This is a genomic window from Candidatus Woesearchaeota archaeon (assembly GCA_030651135.1).
Lineage (GTDB): Archaea > Nanobdellota > Nanobdellia > Woesearchaeales > JACPBO01 > JACPBO01.
Genome location: JAUSCS010000006.1, coordinates 366,706 through 382,637, shown reverse-complemented (window position 1 = coordinate 382,637; position 15,932 = coordinate 366,706). Strand labels below are relative to the sequence as shown.

The window sequence follows — 15,932 nt, the reverse complement described above, 5'->3', positions numbered from 1 at the left end:
ATATCGGCATTGGTGGCTGAAAGTCAATGTATCGGCACATTATGGAAATTTTTTGAGCATGCTCAAAAACCACTTGATGCGGTGGAACGTAGCAATATACCCTATATCTATGATGGTGGTTTTTGACAGGTTGATGGGCATGAATCCCATGATGCGCAAATTTGTAGGTGGAGTGTAAAATGAGCTTTTTAGATCCTGTTTTAGGGCCTCTTCTCCAGCTGAATACTTTTTTGGCTATTTTTATAATTTCTCTCCTGATTTCACTTATTATAATAGTTGCTTACAAGTATCTGACGAATCAAAAACTGATGAAAGAGATGAAAGACGATCTTAAGAAGTATCAGGCTGAGATGAAGCAGAATAAGAGTGATCCTAAAAGGGTTATGGAAATACAGAAAAAATCAATGGAAATTAATATGAAATATATGTCGCATTCGATGAGGCCGACATTGATCACTCTGCTGCCTATAATACTTATTTACGGATGGCTTGCTGCTAATTTTGATTATCATCCAATACTGCCTGGCCAGGATTTTAATGTGACGCTTGATCTTGTTGAAGGAGCAACAGGAGCAGCGGCATTAAGCATAATGCCTGAAGGGATTATGGTGCTTGGAAATGCAACGCAGCAGATTGTCAATAATAAAGCTATGTTTAAATTGAATGGGAAGGAAGGAGAATATAAATTAACATATTCTCTGAATAACAAGACTTACAGCAATGAATTGCTGATCACAAAAGGACGCACTTACAAACAGCCTGAGATCATATTGAAAGACAGCATGATCAAGAAGATAACAGTCGGGAATGAGAAGATGATTGTTATGAACCTATTTGGCATCCAAGAAGGCGGTTGGTTAAAAGGAAGATTCGGCTGGCTTGGGACTTATATCATTCTGTCTTTGATCTTCAGCATGGGCCTGAGGAAGCTGATGAAGGTTTATTGATTGCAATCTTTAATGATTGAGTGATTAATATGAGGATTACTTTTTACTCTTATCTTCTAACTTTTTCTTTTTCTCTGGTTCAGAAAGATAGTTTTCTCTTGATGTGATAGGGCGCCCTAATTCTTTTTCTGTGTCTTTTCGTGCATTGCCAGCTACTCTTCCGCCTCTTTTGGCAGTACCTTCAACTTCTGTGTATCCCTGCGCATCTTCTTTTCTCGTGATTTCTGTCGATACTTTTTCTCCTAACATTGAAAAAATCAGTTCCAAATCATCCATATGGTCTCGCAAGTTCTCTTTTTTCAGTCCCTTAAAGTTCTTATATTCGTTCGGAGTCATGCCAAAAGTTGCTTTAGAAATTTCTGCTGTTAAAATGGCAAATTCCCTTTCAGCTTCTACTCCTCTTTTCTTCCATTCGTCTGTCAATTCGTCCCTTATGGCAATTCCACGAACTCTTTTTTCTATCCAATCGTCAGAATAACCTTTAGCTCTATAAAGCTCCTTCATTCGTTTTTGAGCAAGTTCGGGATCTTCTATTTCCTGAACTCGTTCATAGCCAACCTGAGCAAGCCACTGCTTGAAAGGCTCTGCCTTGGGAGAAGGTATAGATTGGATGATTCTGAACATATTTTTGGTATTAGCGCAGTCTGTTTCCCTTAATTTGCCATCTTCAGCAGGAAGTTTCAACTGGTGACAATTTGTCACCGCTTCGCTTCCTTCTTCTCTCAGCCTTTGGCTTAGCTTATTCCAGTATTTCCTTGCTGTTTGAAAGTCTTCTTGTTCTGTTAAAACAGCCACTACATCTATTACAGAAAACCACCATTCTCCCTCATGTAAAGTTCTCCTTATCTTCTTCCCTTGAAATACAGCTAATGTGTTATTGGGATCCATGGCACTTATGTAATAACTTGTCCTTTAAATAAGTTGTGGGCAGAGATGTCCAGTGGCAATGCGATTAAAGAGTGTTGTGCGTAATATTACTTGAACCCGAAAATTATATTAACTCATTAATGTTTTCCATTCACATGGTTGATAAAATGTTTGCCGCTACAAAAGCGTTCATAGTTCATAATGGAAAAGTGCTTTTACTTAAAGAGTCTTCAAAATATAGTGATGGATCAAATATAGGAAAATTCGATGTTGTTGGCGGTCGCGTTGAACCTTGTCAACGATTTGATGAAAGTTTATTGAGAGAAATTAAAGAAGAGACGGGACTGAATGTTAAAATCGGAAGGCCCTTTTTTGTAAATGAATGGAGGCCCAATATTAGAGGTGAGCAGTGGCAAATTGTTGGAACCTTTTTTGAATGTTTCGCTGACTCAGATAAAATTACGCTAAGCGAAGATCATGAAGAATACCTTTGGATCAATCCAAATGAATACAAAAAGTATAATCTTATTGATAATTTAATTCAGGCATTCGTAAGCTATCTTAGCAAGTGATTTTCGGGTTCTGTGTCAGATTATCAGTCGCTTCGCAGGCCCATCGATACGATAACTTAAAGAAAAGTTTATAAGTAACATAGTCATAATATGCCCTATGTCAAAGGTTAAACAAGTTCTGCTGGCGATCGGCATTGCAATAATCTTTGCTCTTTTTGTAGGCTATGGGATCGCTACTTTCTACAAAAGCCCGAAATATGATGATTTCTGCAAAGGAAGGGAATTTCCAAGGCCTTATTTAGAAACAAAACCCGACTGCAATTTTAACTGCAGTTATGTGGCACCCGATGAAAACTTGACAAATGACTGCAATGAAAAGAAGGGCAACTTATTGGCCAATTATGATGATAAAGGATGCATTGAATCTTATTACTGCGAAATGTGCGACAAGAAATTTATGGACAGCAACGAAATATACAACAGAAATGTGTTTATAATTACATTGATCATCGGCTTGGCTGCAATTATTGTCGGCGGAATTGTGTTGAATTTGGCTTCTGTCAGCTCAGGCCTGATGGGCGGCGGAATCTTGAGCGTTATTTACGGCACAATAAGGTATTGGGGCAGCATGCCTGATCTGCTGAGATTCATAGAACTAGGTATTGTTTTGATTGTGTTGGTCTGGATCGGGTATGTGAAATTAAGGAAATAGGCACCACAACCTTTTTAAATGAACCCTTATTTCTCTTGATTGATCAATATGACAATCAGAGAAGGAAAAACAAAGTCAAGGACATTCAGAAGGGTTTTTGTAAAAACGCCTGGCGGAAAGACTGTGCTCCACTACAGAAGGCGAAAGCCATCTAAGGCGCATTGCGCCGGCTGCGGAACTGTTCTTAGCGGCGTTCCTAGGGAACTGCCTTTCAAGATGAAGCAGATGGGAAAAAGTAAGAAAAGGCCGGAAAGGCCGTATGGCGGAATGCTTTGCTCAGGATGCATGCGCTTAAAGATAAAAGAGAGTATTAAAGACTAAACAGAGAAATCTCCTGGAATATTGGCGACATATTCCTTAGAAGGGAGATCGGAGGAAAAAATGTTTGAAATCGGAAGATTATGTGTGAAGCTGGCAGGAAGGGATGCTGGCCTGAAGTGTGTTGTTGTAGATATTCTAGAAGGTAGGTTTGTTCTGATTGACGGCGAAACAAGGAGAAGGAAGTGCAATATCCTTCATTTGGAGCCATTAAGCCAGATTCTAAAAATAGAGAAAAATGCTTCGCATGATGATGTTGTTAAAGTGTTCAAGGAATTAGGTATTGAAGTGATAACAACAAAGCCAAAGCAGAAAACAGAGAAGCCGAAGAAGCTAAGGGGAAAGGAAAAGGCAGCAGCAAAAGAAGGGAAGAAACCTGCTAAGAAAGAAGCTAAAAAGCCGAAGGCTGAGAAGAAGGTAAAAGAAATGGTAATTGAAGAAGCAAAACCCAAGGCAAAGAAAGAAGAGAAAACAAAAGAGTGAAACGATCTGAGAAGTTTTCTTAGTGCTGAAAGTCCGATTGGTGCCGTAGTTTTTGCCTACTAATAGATTTCTGCATAGCAGACTAGATGTCCGTTAGGACTGGAGGGAGTTCAGTTATATAATTTTTCAAGAATTATTTAAACAAGCTAAGAATATCTTTGAATCTCATTTCGGCATATCTCTGATCATCGCCCGCTCTTAGAGGTATACAATGACCAACCGCGTTTCTCATTGGGATCGCTTCTGTTAATTTAGTAGATAATTTAGTTTTATCTTTAGTATTGAGGAATGGTTGGAATTCTTTCCAATTTTTATTATCAAGGATAATCTTGTTTAAGTCACCTAAATGGGTGTATTCCAATTCGTCTTTTTTTGAGGCATCATTGTATTTGGCCCTATCCTTTTCTTTTTGAACATTAGATATTACATCAGGAGGAACCCTTTTATTCCACCAATCTGGATACTTTGATAAAACTTGCCTGATTATTTCTCGGAGGAAATTCTCGGTAAGATAAAGTAGTTCATATGCATCTTTCATTTTCGTAGTCAAAGACAAAAAGTCATGCCCTCCAGAAACGCATTTCGGCAAGGATTTTACAAATTTGGGGTCATTATTCACTTTATCAGCCTTTCTTTTCACTTTACTAGCAAGTGGATCAGTATTTTTCTGAGAATTTTTTACTTCAGGTATGTACTTCATATTTGAAGTTATCTTTTTGTAAATTCCAGCTTTAATTTTTTCTGCGAATCCCAAGTCTTTTGCTAAGCTAAGAATTGGGCTAATAGTCTTTTCATTAATTTTTAACAATTTTGCAATTTCTTTATAGTTTCTTTTTCCGTCTGCTTTTTGCAATATCTTTTTTGCTCTTGTAGCTTTTTCTAATAATGTAATTGCATTATCCTTTAATGTTTTGGAGTCAACTACCATTTTACATCATTTTTTTATATTTGGAACCTTCTTTTTTAAGTAATCCCTTTTCTTCCAAATTTTTCCAGGCTTTTGAAATGGTCTTAGAGCTAATTTTTAATTTCTTAACCATCTCAGTTTGCCCAATTTTGCCAGTTAACTCGTAGATTCTTTTTTCGTTAGAAGGTAATTCTTTAAGGTCTTTGGCAGTTTGCCTCTTAACCAAGGATTCTAATAATAGTCTGATTTTTACTAGTTCTTCGTTATCCATTTTTCTTCTTATTCCCTGCAAAAGAAACCTTCTTTCTAAGTGTACTAGTACCACAATTTAAGGCCTTTGCAACTTCTTCATCTGTAGCACCTGTTTTAGCTAACTGCAAAATGAGTAGATTTTTGATATCTTCAAGAATTTCTTTCTCATTCTTTTCAATTTTTGGCATTTTTTCCTCCCTTTTTAGATCGATGATCCCATATTTTCAATGTTCCTTCAGCGATTCCTGTGAGTTCGCTTATTTCTCTGTATTTAAAACCTAAAGACTTTAAAATCTTAGCCCGTAGTTTATCTTCCTTACCTTGTATAGCGGTGACTCCAATTAGCTTATCCAGTTTATGTTCTATAGATTCAAGCAATTCCCTTTCACTTCTTATTTTTTCCGCCACTTTTTTTCACCTTTTTTTCAGGGTAAAGCTTTGTTAAAACATTATCTGAGCATCCTATTATTTTTGAAACTTCTTTGATATTTGGCTTTTTTCCAAGCAAGATTCCTGCTAATAGGTATTCTATTGTTTCTAAACGTTTTTCGTTATCTTTAATTTTTTTAGGCATTTTTTGCTCCTCCTTTCTTATATTTCTTTTGAGGGAAAATTTGACTTAATCTTCCTTCTGATACACCTAATGCTTTGGCTATTAAATCGCCTTTTACTTCATATTTTTTTAACAATAGCACCAATAGCTTCTTGATAGCATCTAAGTCTGATGACAATTTCTTAAACTGTTTTTCATCCATTTTTCACACCTTTTTAATTTTTTTAAGATAATTTAATGTAACACTGACATTATTGGGTGTTTTGCCTAGTACATCTGCAATGTCTTTTGGTGATAATCCTACCGATGATAGTAGCCTAACCTGCTCTTTAAAGTCCTTACCTGTAGCTAAATTAGCAGCACTAAGTTTAACTAACAGGTTCAGTTTTTCGATAATCTCTTTTTCATTATTCATGATTATCTCCTCTAATCTCTTTCACCGGAAACATATTCCTAACTCTTTTCTCTGATAGACCCAACATCTTGGCTATCCCTTTGGGAGTAACACCTGATGCCAGTAATTGAAAACACATCAATTTTTTTATTTCTTTCAGCTCATTCAATATTTTTTCATCCATAAATACCCCCTCCACAAGGCACAAGATATTATCTTATATATAAATGTTATCATTTTAATATTTGTAGACGGAAGTATAAATCACCATCATAAATTCTTTAATGGTAGCTATAAGCCCATTGTATATCTATATACGATATAAACTCTTATAATGACTATTAAGTTTGAAGAGGATCATAATTTAGTAAATTGAATTAAGCAATTTTAGAATATGAACCTCCCAGCTAGTTATAGTTGGCAAAAATTTAGGTGAAGCAAAGCGTAACCGTTTAGCAAAAATTAGGTGAAGGTCATTATTCTTTCTTTTTCATCGCTTCAAACCATATTCATTTTTTCGTCCAAATAAAAAGATCACAAGCTATTTCTTCACCAATGTTCTCTTCTTCAAAATGTTCAATAAGGTCAAAACCATTTAGATTTGAATTGAACTCATCGATGCTCTTCTTTTTTAAGTTGTCATAAAGGGGCTTATTTGAAAATGTAATCAATACAAAACATTTTTCACTTTTACGGTTTATTTTATTCCAATCTTCTTCAGTTTTTGGAGTGGTAGGAGCTAATTTTCCTATTTTTTCTAGCTTCTTAATATCATCTCTCCACTTTTCTAAAAAATCCGAATAACCGTTTTGCCAATCTTTTAATGCAGAAGCCCTTTTTATTTCAATAACTGATGAAAATGGAGATATTATTCTAATATCATATTCACCTGCTTGTTTCGGGTAACCATCCTTTCTATATCCTTCAAAAAAGTCAGACTCCACTTCCATCTTACATCCTTTTGTTTTCAAGAAAGAGTATAATGCAGAACGAATATGCTCTTCCTTAGGAATGCTATAAGTAAATCCCTTGATTTTATAAAGTTCTTTACATTCTTCACAAAAATCTTTAAAAAATTCTTCCCATAATTGTTTACTTTTCAATGATTCCATCTCTGAACGCCTTATGGTATTTTAATGTTTTGATAAGATTGCCATTATTCTTTCTTCTTCATCGCTTCAAACAGATCAGTAATATTGAGCTCAAACCCAACAACAGGCATCTCTAAGTTGAAATTGCCCAGCACAGCAGGATGCACTTCTCCGATATAGGCAACAGCAATGCCATTGACAGAGATCCTGCCAACTCTGCCTTCGATAAAAGAAGAATGATCAGCATCCTCAATAACATACTGCAAGCCGAGGCATCTAAAAAGATGATCAAACACCTGCTTTATCTCTGTGAAATCAGCCTTGTCATGGACAGCTAAAACTGCGATCCTTTCATAATCTTTTATCTCTTCTTTGTTTCTTACAGTTACAATGCCCTGCTCAAAGATCTTCTGCGGGTAATCAATGTGCTTGTTCTTAGCTAAAACCTCCATCAAAATCGGCAGCAGCCAGCTTCTGACAGCAGAGTAATTTTCAGACATGTAATTTTCCAGCTCAACTGTTCCGAAATCCTTAATATTCATCTTCTCATAAAGAATTTCCTTGTTTGACAATAAGGGGCTCATTATTTCCTGATAGCCAAGGCCAATTATGATTTCTCTTATCTTATCAACAAAATTTATTATTTCCTTTGTTTCTCCAATTGTGTAGCTTTTTAGCTTTTCCTCGCCGATCTTGTCATAGCCATACATTATTGCGATGTCTTCAATAATATCAACAGGATGCAGAATGTCTTTTCTATAGCATGGAATTTCTATTTTATACCCTTTGAAATTATAGCCTGCTTTTTCAGCCAGCACTTTAACTTCGCTGTCTTTCAGATCCAAGCCAAGCATTTCTTTTATCTGCTCTTTCTTTATTTTTATTGTTTCATTGAACATGAAAGGTGTTTTTATTGTTTTATTGGGATATTTTATATTTACAGAATAAATCTTAAATCCGCGCTCATAAAATGCCTGCGCAAATATGTTTGCAGCCAGATTAACTGAGTCAAGGTCTGTGCCTGTGCATTCAAAAAACAGGTCTTCTTCTCCGATCTCAACCTTGCCTGTAAGCGAGGAATTTATTATTGGAGGAAAGCTTAAAACCTCTTTTTTAGAGTCAATTAAAATAGGATATTTTGAAAAATCTTTCAGGATCCATGCATATTCTTTTCCTTTTGGATGCTCTTCCAATATCTCGCTCTGCGTCATTTCCTTTCTGAAGTCAAGGGGAATGAATTTTATGCTTTCAGGATCTGTTGCCTTGTAGATCACCGGGAAAGTTATCTTTTTATATGAATAAAGGCCGACTGCGAGTTTCTGCCTTTTCTTGCCGTAAGTTTCGCAGAGCTTTTCCTGCAGCTGTATTATCTGCTTGAGCAAATAATCATCAACCTTGCATCCTTTTGCAACGAATGCGGCTATGTAAGGCCTTACCTTATTGACGCTCCTGTCAACAACCAGCTTGTAATTTGATTTTTCAATTTTTAATTTTGGAATTCCTTTCTCTTTTCCTGAAATCCCCTTAATCAATCTTGCAATCCCCTCTGCGCTCCATAAATATGGCAGATTGGTGTCATCAAAATCAACTGAAACTTCATCTTCTTTTTCATCATAGCTTTTAAGCTCGCCTTTTCCGTATTCTATGAATTTTGAAAGCTCCTCTGCAGAGATCTTTTTCCCTGCAAGCTTCTGCAGGTCTTTGAATGAAAAGGTTATTGTTGGCATTATACCATCTTCTCCTTTTTTAAAAATCCAAGATCATGCGAAAATAATTCTCTTATATCTTTTATTCCGAGCTTGAACATTGCCAATCTGTCAATTCCAATGCCCCATGCCAAGACAGGAACATTTATTCCGAGCGGCTTTGTCATTTCAGGGCGGAAGATTCCTGAGCCGCCAAGCTCGATCCATCCCATTTCAGGGTGCTTTGCGTATAATGTTGCAGAAGGCTCTGTGAATGGGAAATAAGCTGGCGTTATCTTTATCTCTGTTGTGTTTGCGAATTCTTTTGCAAAGAGCTTCAATAAGCCAAATAAATGCCTCATATTGAGGCCTTCTTCAGCTATGATGCCCTCAACCTGGTTAAAATCCGCCAAATGCGTTGCATCAACAACATCAGGGCGAAAACAGCGGGCAATTGCAAAATATTTTCCAGGAATTTTTAACTGGTCTGAAGCAAGCATTCTTGCGCTTAAAGCTGTTCCCTGGGTTCTAAGCAAATGCTGCGCTGTTAATTTAACATCAAACTCATACTGCCAGCCTTTGCTTCCGGTTCCAAATCCATTTTCATGCGCTTTCTTAACTTTATCAACAAGGTCTTTTGGAAGATCCTTTGCAAATTTCGGATCTTTTATATGGTAAGCGGAATGGATGTCGCGGGCTGAGTGGAACTGCGGCATAAATAATGCATCCATGTCCCAGAAATTTGTTTCAACTATGGGGCCGAACATCTCTGTAAATCCTAGCGCAAGAAATTTCTGCCGCACTTCATCCAGGAATCTTCTGTAATGCTGCTTTCTTCCGCCGAAAACAGAGGGAACATTTATCTTGATGTCATATCTTCTGAATTCCTTTTCTTTCCAAGAGCTGTCTCTAAGCATTGCTGAGGTTAGCCTGTCAAGTATATTTCCTACATCAATCCCTGCTTCAAGAATTTTTTTGCCTGTATCAGTAAGCTCTGCTCTTTTAATTTTTACAAGATCCAATTTTAATATTTTCCTTCTTGATTTAAGCTCTTCAAAAGCAAATCTCTCTTCTTCTTTTAAAAGTTTAAGCTCGATGGGAAATTGGTTTTTTAAGAAAATTTCTTCCAGGCTGCCATTATCAAGAATTTTCCTTCCTTGATCCATAAGCTTTATTATAATGTCCTTGTCTTTTGTGATAAAAATGGCTGCTTTCTTCCTTAAAACGCCCAAACAGATGTTTAATTCGTCTTTACTCAAATTTGCTCTATCTTTTGCCTGATTTAATGTTAAATCTGATTTTTTAAGCGATTTTAGTAATTTAATCTCTGGTAATCCTTCTTTAATGTATTTTCTGCCATTTTCATCGATATTTATCACTTCTTTTGACTCTTCTGAGAGTTTTATTATGTTTTTGTTCTGTAACCATTGCAATGCGCGCATTACTTCGACTTCTTTAAGCCCAGTTATGTTAACTAAGTCATTTAGATAGCTATATTTATCTAAAAAAGGCAGAACTCTCCTTTCTAGAGGATGCAAAGTGTTAATTAGCTTTTTTAAGTCCATTTTCAACTATAATGGGTTAGATGGTTTGATATATAAAAATGTCGAAATTTTACATTGTCAAAAAGAATTGAAAAAAGAAATAAAAATGAATTTATGCCTTGATGAGTTTTTCAGCAGGCTTCATTTCTTTCCATGCAAGCTCGAACAACTCTTCTAATGCTCCTGCAAAGAAAGGTGAATTGATCCAGATTCCAACATCATAGGTTGGATGGACGTCTTTGTCATCAAGCACCATAAAGATCAGCTCTTTTCCGTCGACAATTATGAACCTTGCCTTGCTGTTCGTATTCCTTATCTCTGCCACGCTTGAAATGTCTTTTACAGCAGCTGCGGCTTCTTTTGTAATCGGAGCGGCTATTCTTATTTTGACGCCTCTTTTCTTTAGTTTTTCAAATGTAGGCTTTAATCCTTCAATTTTTCTTATCAGCCCTTGTGTTGTCGTCATTATTGTAACGCTTTCTTCAGCATTCCTTATTGTCAGCTCGATGTGGTTGTACAGATTGTGCCTTCCTCTCAGGCTGCCTGAAAGATCACTCGGCTCAACTAATTCAATGCCTTCTTTATGCAAGGTGTTAAGCTCGCCTATCACCTCTGTTCCCTTAAGCTCTTCCAATCTTTTTACTTTATCATCGGCATCTTCTCTCATGTTCTTCTTTACTCTTTCAATAACTTCAGAAGGAGGAACTGCAATGTACTTTATTGGCTTGCCAAGCTTCATTATGACAAATCCTTTCTTTTCCAAGCTTTCCAATACATCATAGCTTCTGCTTCTTGGAACATTTCCAATATCAGAAAGCTCTCCTGCTGTTGATACGCCTCTCGACAGCAAAGCTGTCCAGATCTTCACTTCATACAAATTTAGAGAAAAATATCTCCTGAGTTTGCTTAAAAATTCTTCTTTTACAATCATTTTTACACCCCTCCGTGAAAAAAATCACTCTATAATAAGATATCATAATGGTACTACTATTTATATGTTACTTTTTTTAATCATTTTTTGATACTATATGCCTGTATAAAAGGAGCCATACGACTCTGGAGTGGAAACAGTTCTTTTCCATAATGTTTAAATATGCTGCAATAAAAAATAGTGCATGATGAGGAATCTTGGTTTTATAGATGCAAAAAAGATTTTGAGAAAATATAAACTGCCTTTTCCATCATCAGAATTAGCAAAATCTGAATCTGAAGTGTGCAAAATAGCGGATAAGATGAGATATCCTGTTGTTTTAAAAATAGATTCTCCTGACATTATTCATAAAAGCGATGTCGGCGGAGTTATTGTGGATTTAAAGTCAAAGGAAGAAATTGAAACTGCATACTGCAAAATAATTAAAAATATTAAAAATGCGAAAATAAACGGGGTTGTTGTGCAGAAGATGGAGCGCGGAACTGCTGTGATCATCGGAATGAAGCGCGATGCCCAGTTCGGGCCTGTGCTTATGTTCGGCCTGGGCGGGATTTTTGTTGAGATAATGAAGGATGTTTCTTTCAGGATTGCGCCGATTGATAAGAATGAGGCAATGGAGATGATCAAAGAGATAAAGGGCTATGAAGTGCTGAAAGGAGCAAGAGGATCGGAAAAGGCGAATATTAATGCAATTGCTGACATCATCTTAAAATTATCAAAATTAGCGATTAAAGAGAAGAATATCGTGGAGCTTGATTTCAATCCTGTGATTGTGAATAAAAAAACTGCAAAGATTGTTGATGCAAGGTTTATTGCCGGGAAATAAAAATGGTGAAAAATAAAATAAAAAAACTTGATGCTATATTTAATCCGAGATCGATTGCAATAATCGGCGCATCAAGGGATGAGAAATCTGTCGGGCACGCTATTTTAAGGAATCTTACAGTTGGCTGTGTTTTCAAATGCAAGTACTGCAAGCCGTTTAAAGGCAGCATTTATCCAATAAACCCGAATGCAGACGAGATTCTTGGAATAAAGTGCTATGCTAAACTTGGAGATGTTGCTGATGAAATTGATCTTGCTGTTATTGCCTTGCCTGCAAAGATCGTTCCTGCAATAATGAAAGAGTGCGCAAAGAAAAAAGTCAAGGGCGCCATTATAATCTCAGCAGGATTTGCAGAGTTGGGGGAGGAGGGTAAAAAATTACAAGACGAAGTTGTTAAACTAGCCAAAGCTGCAAAAATTCCATTGGTTGGGCCAAACTGCCTCGGCATAATAAGGCCTGCTGCTTCAATGAATGCAAGCTTTGCCCCTTCAACACCGCCTCAAGGAAATGTTGCATTTATCAGCCAGTCGGGCGCGCTTGCTGATTCTATTATTGACTGGGCGATTGAAGAAAGGTATGGTTTTAGTGCTGTAATCAGTTATGGCAACGGGGCAGATCTTGATGTTTATGATTTTTTAGAATGGCTTGGCAATGATGATGAAACAAATGCAATTGCGCTTTATATCGAGGGGATAGATGACGGAAGAAGATTTATGGAGATTGCAAAAAAAGTCAGCAGAATAAAGCCAGTAGTTGTTCTGAAAGCCGGAAAAACGCAGACTGGAAAAAGCGCTGTTTCATCTCATACTGGATCATTGGCAGGAAGCTATGAAGTATATGAGGCTGCATTCAGGCAATCCGGGTTAATAATTGCAGATACAGTTGAAGAATTATTTGATATTGCAAAAGCATTGGCTGAGCAGCAGCCATGCCGGGAGAATGCAGTTGCGATTGTTACCAATGGCGGCGGATGCGGAGTTTTATGCGCAGACAAATGCTCTGAGTATGGAGTGAATGTTGTTGAGCTGAAGCAAAGTACGATAAATAAATTGGATAAAAGCGGAAAGATGCATCCTGCATATTCAAGAAGGAATCCGCTTGACATTATTGGAGATGCCCTGCCTGAAAGGTATGAAGCTGCGATCAATACTTTGCTTGGCGAAGAGTACATACACAGCCTTATCGTGATACAGACGCTGCAGGCAATGACTGATTCCATTGAAGACGCAAAGATTGTCATTGAAGCAAATAAAAAATTCCCTTCAAAGCCAATTGTGTGCACTTACATGGGGGGGAAGTTCAGCAGGGAGAGCATAGAACTGCTTAAAACGCACAAGATCCCGGATTACAACGATCTGAGCAAATCAGCAAAGGCAATGCAGGCATTGATCCTGAGGGGAGAGTATTTGAAAAAAATAAAAGATCAAAGCCGCCACGTCAATAGTTGAAAATTGCCTGAACTTTATAATCGAAAAGTTTAAATATTACCGTAAGTAATAGTATTATTACAATAGGTAATAGTTATGAACGGCGATATAGATATATTGAAGCTCCTGCTTTGCAGGAAAGAAGAGCGATTTACCATAAAAAAGATAGCTGAAGCCCTAAAAATCAATTACAGAATCGCATATGAGAAGGTAGCAATGCTTGAGAAAGAAGGCCTGCTTAAAGTCACTAAGATAGGCAATTCAAAGATTTGTGAATTCACAAATAGATTCAGCAACAAAGTTTACGATGCAGAATACCTGAGAAGAATGGCCCTGTTTAAGAACAAGGATTTTCTGGTGCTCCACAACAGGCTGGCAGAGCTAAACTTTTTGTTTATAGCTTTGCTTTTTGGCTCTCATGCAAAAGGAACTGCAAACAAACATTCGGATATTGATATTTTGGCTATTGGCGGAGATGGCAAAGAAATAGAAGCCACTCTTTCGCTATTGCCTGACAAAATACATTTAACCCATGTGAGTTTCAAAGATTTTATCCATATGGCAAAAAGCAAGGAGTTTACAGCTGTAAGCGAAGCTATTAAAAACAATATTATATTAATCGGAATAGAGGAATATTACAGGGTGATGGAAAATGTTAACAGATAAAAGAATAAAGGAAGCTGAAAGCAATGTAAAATCTTACTTGAGAGATGGGCTGCTAAAAAAAGCGGTTATGGACAAACAAGTGATAAACATTCTTTTAAGGAATGCAAAGGAGAGCCTGAGAGTGGCAGAAGAAATCAGCCAAAGGAATATTTCGGAATTATGGGTAATAGTCTGCTCATATTACGCAATGTATTATTATGCAAATGCTGTACTTTTTAAACTTGGCTACAAGGTGGGAGAAAAAATTGTCCATAAAGTAACTTCGGACGCAATAATTGTTTATGTTAAGGGAAAACTGAAAGAATCTTTAATTGAAGAATACGAGGAAACAAAAGAAGAAGCACTGAATCTTGCAGGATTGAAAGCAGATGCTTTAATAGAATCATTTGAGTTTGAAAGAAACAAGAGAAGCCTGATACAATATAAGACAATAGAAGTTGAAAAGCAGTCAAAAGCCAAGACCTCATTGCAGAGAGCAAAAGAGTTTACAAGAGAGATGGAGAAATTGCTTTCTGAGGACAAAAATGGCGAATAATTATGAATGAATTTTCACATCTAGGAGATTGCTGTTTTCCAAAGGATCTCAAACTGTTTTCTGTAGCCATCTGCAACAGTTTTGTCTTTAATCAATATTCCGTAAGGGCGTTCTGTAAAAATAGCAATTCCAACATAATTTCCAATAATGACTGTTTCCTGAAGCTGCTCGAATTTTTCTGATAAAAAACGGATGCTGGTTAATGGTTTTTTGTTTAATTCCTCTCCGAATGTTCTGATTGTTTCATCAAATACCTGCCTGCACTTAATCTTTTTTTCTAGTCTTTTAACATGAAGGTTTTTCCACCATGTTTCACCCATAACATCATGGGTGACTCTTGTTCCGCCGCCGAAGGTATTGTATTCCTTTCCCCCGGAATTTAGTAAGACATTATAAAGCTCATTAATTCCCCTTTTTCCCCTAAAAATTGATGCGCCCTCTTCTTTTTTAGCCAGTTTTTGTTTTTCTTTCAGTTCGGGCAAAAGCTCCCCGAACCTTTTCTTTTTGTCATCAATGAAATTAAAAAAGTTTTCAGGGTCTGTGGCCTGGTAAATCCTTCTTTTTCCCTCTAATATGAAACTGATCAGGCCTTTCTCTATGAGAGAGTTCAGGGCTCTGTGAACTACAGAATTCTGTAAATTTGATTTCTCCAGGATTGGGCCGGCAGTAGAGCTGCCTAACTCCAAAAGAGCCACATAGACTTTGATTTCCGCCTGAGTTAATCCCAAATCTTCTAAGATTGCAACATCCATTATTTTATGATTGTTCTCATTCTTTTTAAATCTTTCTATTATAGTCTCTTTTGGGAGGATAAAGATTAATATAGTTGTCAGTATTATCACTTATTAGTAAATAAAATAAATGAACAAGGAGGTAATGAAAATGGACAATATATATGTGTGGAAAACTGAAGTGTATTATGGTGGACATGAATGCATACAAAAGGTCGGTTATGGGTATTCCGACCCACCAGAGTTTGCAGCCTTGGGCTCAACATCGAACGTATTCAAGTCTAAAAATGAACTTGTAGATTATATGTTAAGTCATAGAGATGGCGGTGAGTTTCAAACAGATCTCTTAAAAAAAGGCTGTTTTAATTTACCAACTAGTAAGATAGAGATTAGACCCGGGCGCAGAGGAGGCCCAACAGAAATCCATTTAAAAAAGCCCCTAGACGACAAAGAGCTTAGCGACTTGGCAATGGAACTAACTAAGAGTACGAGACCAGTAATTCAGAGATATACTGACGCGGAAATATAACTAACCAAGACTCCATAAACAA

At 36.9% G+C, this 15,932-nt stretch carries 24 protein-coding genes; 10 read left to right on the top strand and 14 right to left on the bottom strand.

From position 1 onward, the window contains the following. Positions 1 to 179: 179 nt before the first annotated feature. Positions 180 to 947, top strand: coding sequence for an EMC3/TMCO1 family protein (locus Q7J54_02190; GenBank protein ID MDO8740366.1), 768 nt, complete (start codon positions 180 to 182; stop codon positions 945 to 947). A gap of 36 nt (positions 948 to 983) precedes the next feature. Here the strand turns inward: Q7J54_02190 and Q7J54_02185 are convergent, their stop codons facing one another. Further along, positions 984 to 1,835: a Bro-N domain-containing protein gene (locus tag Q7J54_02185; protein MDO8740365.1), complete on the bottom strand. Its 852-nt coding sequence runs from the start codon at positions 1,833 to 1,835 to the stop codon at positions 984 to 986. Positions 1,836 to 1,969: 134 nt separating this feature from the next. On the opposite strand from Q7J54_02185, the gene Q7J54_02180 reads away from it, so the two are divergent. From Q7J54_02180 to Q7J54_02165, 4 genes are all read left to right on the top strand, one after another. Further along, positions 1,970 to 2,386, top strand: coding sequence for an NUDIX domain-containing protein (locus Q7J54_02180; GenBank protein MDO8740364.1), 417 nt, complete (start codon positions 1,970 to 1,972; stop codon positions 2,384 to 2,386). Positions 2,387 to 2,483: 97 nt separating this feature from the next. Further along, complete coding sequence (locus Q7J54_02175) at positions 2,484 to 3,038, top strand: hypothetical protein (GenBank protein MDO8740363.1); 555 nt, start codon at positions 2,484 to 2,486, stop codon at positions 3,036 to 3,038. Positions 3,039 to 3,092: 54 nt separating this feature from the next. Continuing rightward, positions 3,093 to 3,359, top strand: coding sequence for a 50S ribosomal protein L34e (locus tag Q7J54_02170; protein MDO8740362.1), 267 nt, complete (start codon positions 3,093 to 3,095; stop codon positions 3,357 to 3,359). Between the two features lie 60 nt (positions 3,360 to 3,419). Then, positions 3,420 to 3,839, top strand: a complete 420-nt coding sequence (locus Q7J54_02165; GenBank protein ID MDO8740361.1) for a 50S ribosomal protein L14e — start codon at positions 3,420 to 3,422, stop codon at positions 3,837 to 3,839. A gap of 133 nt (positions 3,840 to 3,972) precedes the next feature. On the opposite strand, the gene Q7J54_02160 is transcribed toward Q7J54_02165, so the two are convergent. The 12 genes from Q7J54_02160 to Q7J54_02105 all read right to left on the bottom strand — a co-directional run bounded on the left by Q7J54_02160 (position 3,973) and on the right by Q7J54_02105 (position 11,196). Beyond that, complete coding sequence (locus tag Q7J54_02160; protein MDO8740360.1) at positions 3,973 to 4,767, bottom strand: hypothetical protein; 795 nt, start codon at positions 4,765 to 4,767, stop codon at positions 3,973 to 3,975. Between the two features lies 1 nt (position 4,768). Next, complete coding sequence (locus tag Q7J54_02155) at positions 4,769 to 5,017, bottom strand: hypothetical protein (GenBank protein ID MDO8740359.1); 249 nt, start codon at positions 5,015 to 5,017, stop codon at positions 4,769 to 4,771. Continuing rightward, positions 5,010 to 5,186, bottom strand: coding sequence for a helix-turn-helix domain-containing protein (locus tag Q7J54_02150; GenBank protein MDO8740358.1), 177 nt, complete (start codon positions 5,184 to 5,186; stop codon positions 5,010 to 5,012). Before Q7J54_02150 ends, Q7J54_02155 begins: the two co-directional genes overlap by 8 nt. Beyond that, positions 5,173 to 5,406 carry a hypothetical protein gene (locus Q7J54_02145; protein MDO8740357.1) on the bottom strand — a complete coding sequence of 78 codons (234 nt, stop codon included), beginning with the start codon at positions 5,404 to 5,406 and terminating at the stop codon, positions 5,173 to 5,175. The genes Q7J54_02150 and Q7J54_02145 overlap by 14 nt, the downstream gene beginning before the upstream one ends. Further along, the gene (locus Q7J54_02140) at positions 5,384 to 5,572 is read right to left on the bottom strand and encodes a hypothetical protein (GenBank protein MDO8740356.1); all 189 of its coding nucleotides are present in this window, start codon (positions 5,570 to 5,572) and stop codon (positions 5,384 to 5,386) included. Before Q7J54_02140 ends, Q7J54_02145 begins: the two co-directional genes overlap by 23 nt. Then, entirely contained in the window at positions 5,565 to 5,753 is a 189-nt protein-coding gene (locus tag Q7J54_02135; protein MDO8740355.1) for a hypothetical protein, read from the bottom strand. Before Q7J54_02135 ends, Q7J54_02140 begins: the two co-directional genes overlap by 8 nt. A gap of 3 nt (positions 5,754 to 5,756) precedes the next feature. Further along, positions 5,757 to 5,966, bottom strand: a complete 210-nt coding sequence (locus Q7J54_02130) for a hypothetical protein (protein ID MDO8740354.1) — start codon at positions 5,964 to 5,966, stop codon at positions 5,757 to 5,759. Beyond that, on the bottom strand, positions 5,959 to 6,129 hold the full coding sequence (locus Q7J54_02125) for a helix-turn-helix domain-containing protein (protein ID MDO8740353.1): 171 nt from the start codon (positions 6,127 to 6,129) through the stop codon (positions 5,959 to 5,961). The genes Q7J54_02130 and Q7J54_02125 overlap by 8 nt, the downstream gene beginning before the upstream one ends. A gap of 325 nt (positions 6,130 to 6,454) precedes the next feature. Next, positions 6,455 to 7,057, bottom strand: coding sequence for a hypothetical protein (locus Q7J54_02120; protein MDO8740352.1), 603 nt, complete (start codon positions 7,055 to 7,057; stop codon positions 6,455 to 6,457). 44 nt (positions 7,058 to 7,101) lie between these two features. After that, the gene (pheT, locus tag Q7J54_02115; GenBank protein MDO8740351.1) at positions 7,102 to 8,763 is read right to left on the bottom strand and encodes a phenylalanine--tRNA ligase subunit beta; all 1,662 of its coding nucleotides are present in this window, start codon (positions 8,761 to 8,763) and stop codon (positions 7,102 to 7,104) included. Then, a complete protein-coding gene (locus Q7J54_02110; protein MDO8740350.1) occupies positions 8,763 to 10,286 on the bottom strand; it encodes a phenylalanine--tRNA ligase subunit alpha in 1,524 nt (507 codons plus the stop codon). Before Q7J54_02110 ends, pheT begins: the two co-directional genes overlap by 1 nt. 91 nt (positions 10,287 to 10,377) lie before the next feature. After that, the gene (locus Q7J54_02105) at positions 10,378 to 11,196 is read right to left on the bottom strand and encodes a helix-turn-helix domain-containing protein (protein MDO8740349.1); all 819 of its coding nucleotides are present in this window, start codon (positions 11,194 to 11,196) and stop codon (positions 10,378 to 10,380) included. A gap of 184 nt (positions 11,197 to 11,380) precedes the next feature. On the opposite strand from Q7J54_02105, the gene Q7J54_02100 reads away from it, so the two are divergent. The 4 genes from Q7J54_02100 to Q7J54_02085 all read left to right on the top strand — a co-directional run bounded on the left by Q7J54_02100 (position 11,381) and on the right by Q7J54_02085 (position 14,650). Then, a complete protein-coding gene (locus Q7J54_02100; GenBank protein MDO8740348.1) occupies positions 11,381 to 12,022 on the top strand; it encodes an acetate--CoA ligase family protein in 642 nt (213 codons plus the stop codon). Positions 12,023 to 12,024: 2 nt separating this feature from the next. Continuing rightward, positions 12,025 to 13,470: a CoA-binding protein gene (locus tag Q7J54_02095; protein ID MDO8740347.1), complete on the top strand. Its 1,446-nt coding sequence runs from the start codon at positions 12,025 to 12,027 to the stop codon at positions 13,468 to 13,470. 75 nt (positions 13,471 to 13,545) lie between these two features. Continuing rightward, positions 13,546 to 14,115: a nucleotidyltransferase domain-containing protein gene (locus Q7J54_02090; protein MDO8740346.1), complete on the top strand. Its 570-nt coding sequence runs from the start codon at positions 13,546 to 13,548 to the stop codon at positions 14,113 to 14,115. Next, complete coding sequence (locus tag Q7J54_02085) at positions 14,102 to 14,650, top strand: HEPN domain-containing protein (GenBank protein ID MDO8740345.1); 549 nt, start codon at positions 14,102 to 14,104, stop codon at positions 14,648 to 14,650. The genes Q7J54_02090 and Q7J54_02085 overlap by 14 nt, the downstream gene beginning before the upstream one ends. A gap of 20 nt (positions 14,651 to 14,670) precedes the next feature. Here Q7J54_02085 and Q7J54_02080 read toward each other — a convergent pair whose 3' ends face one another. Beyond that, complete coding sequence (locus tag Q7J54_02080; protein ID MDO8740344.1) at positions 14,671 to 15,402, bottom strand: helix-turn-helix domain-containing protein; 732 nt, start codon at positions 15,400 to 15,402, stop codon at positions 14,671 to 14,673. Positions 15,403 to 15,526: 124 nt separating this feature from the next. Between Q7J54_02080 and Q7J54_02075 the strand changes: the two genes are divergently transcribed. Next, positions 15,527 to 15,910, top strand: a complete 384-nt coding sequence (locus tag Q7J54_02075; protein ID MDO8740343.1) for a hypothetical protein — start codon at positions 15,527 to 15,529, stop codon at positions 15,908 to 15,910. Positions 15,911 to 15,932 lie beyond the last annotated feature (22 nt).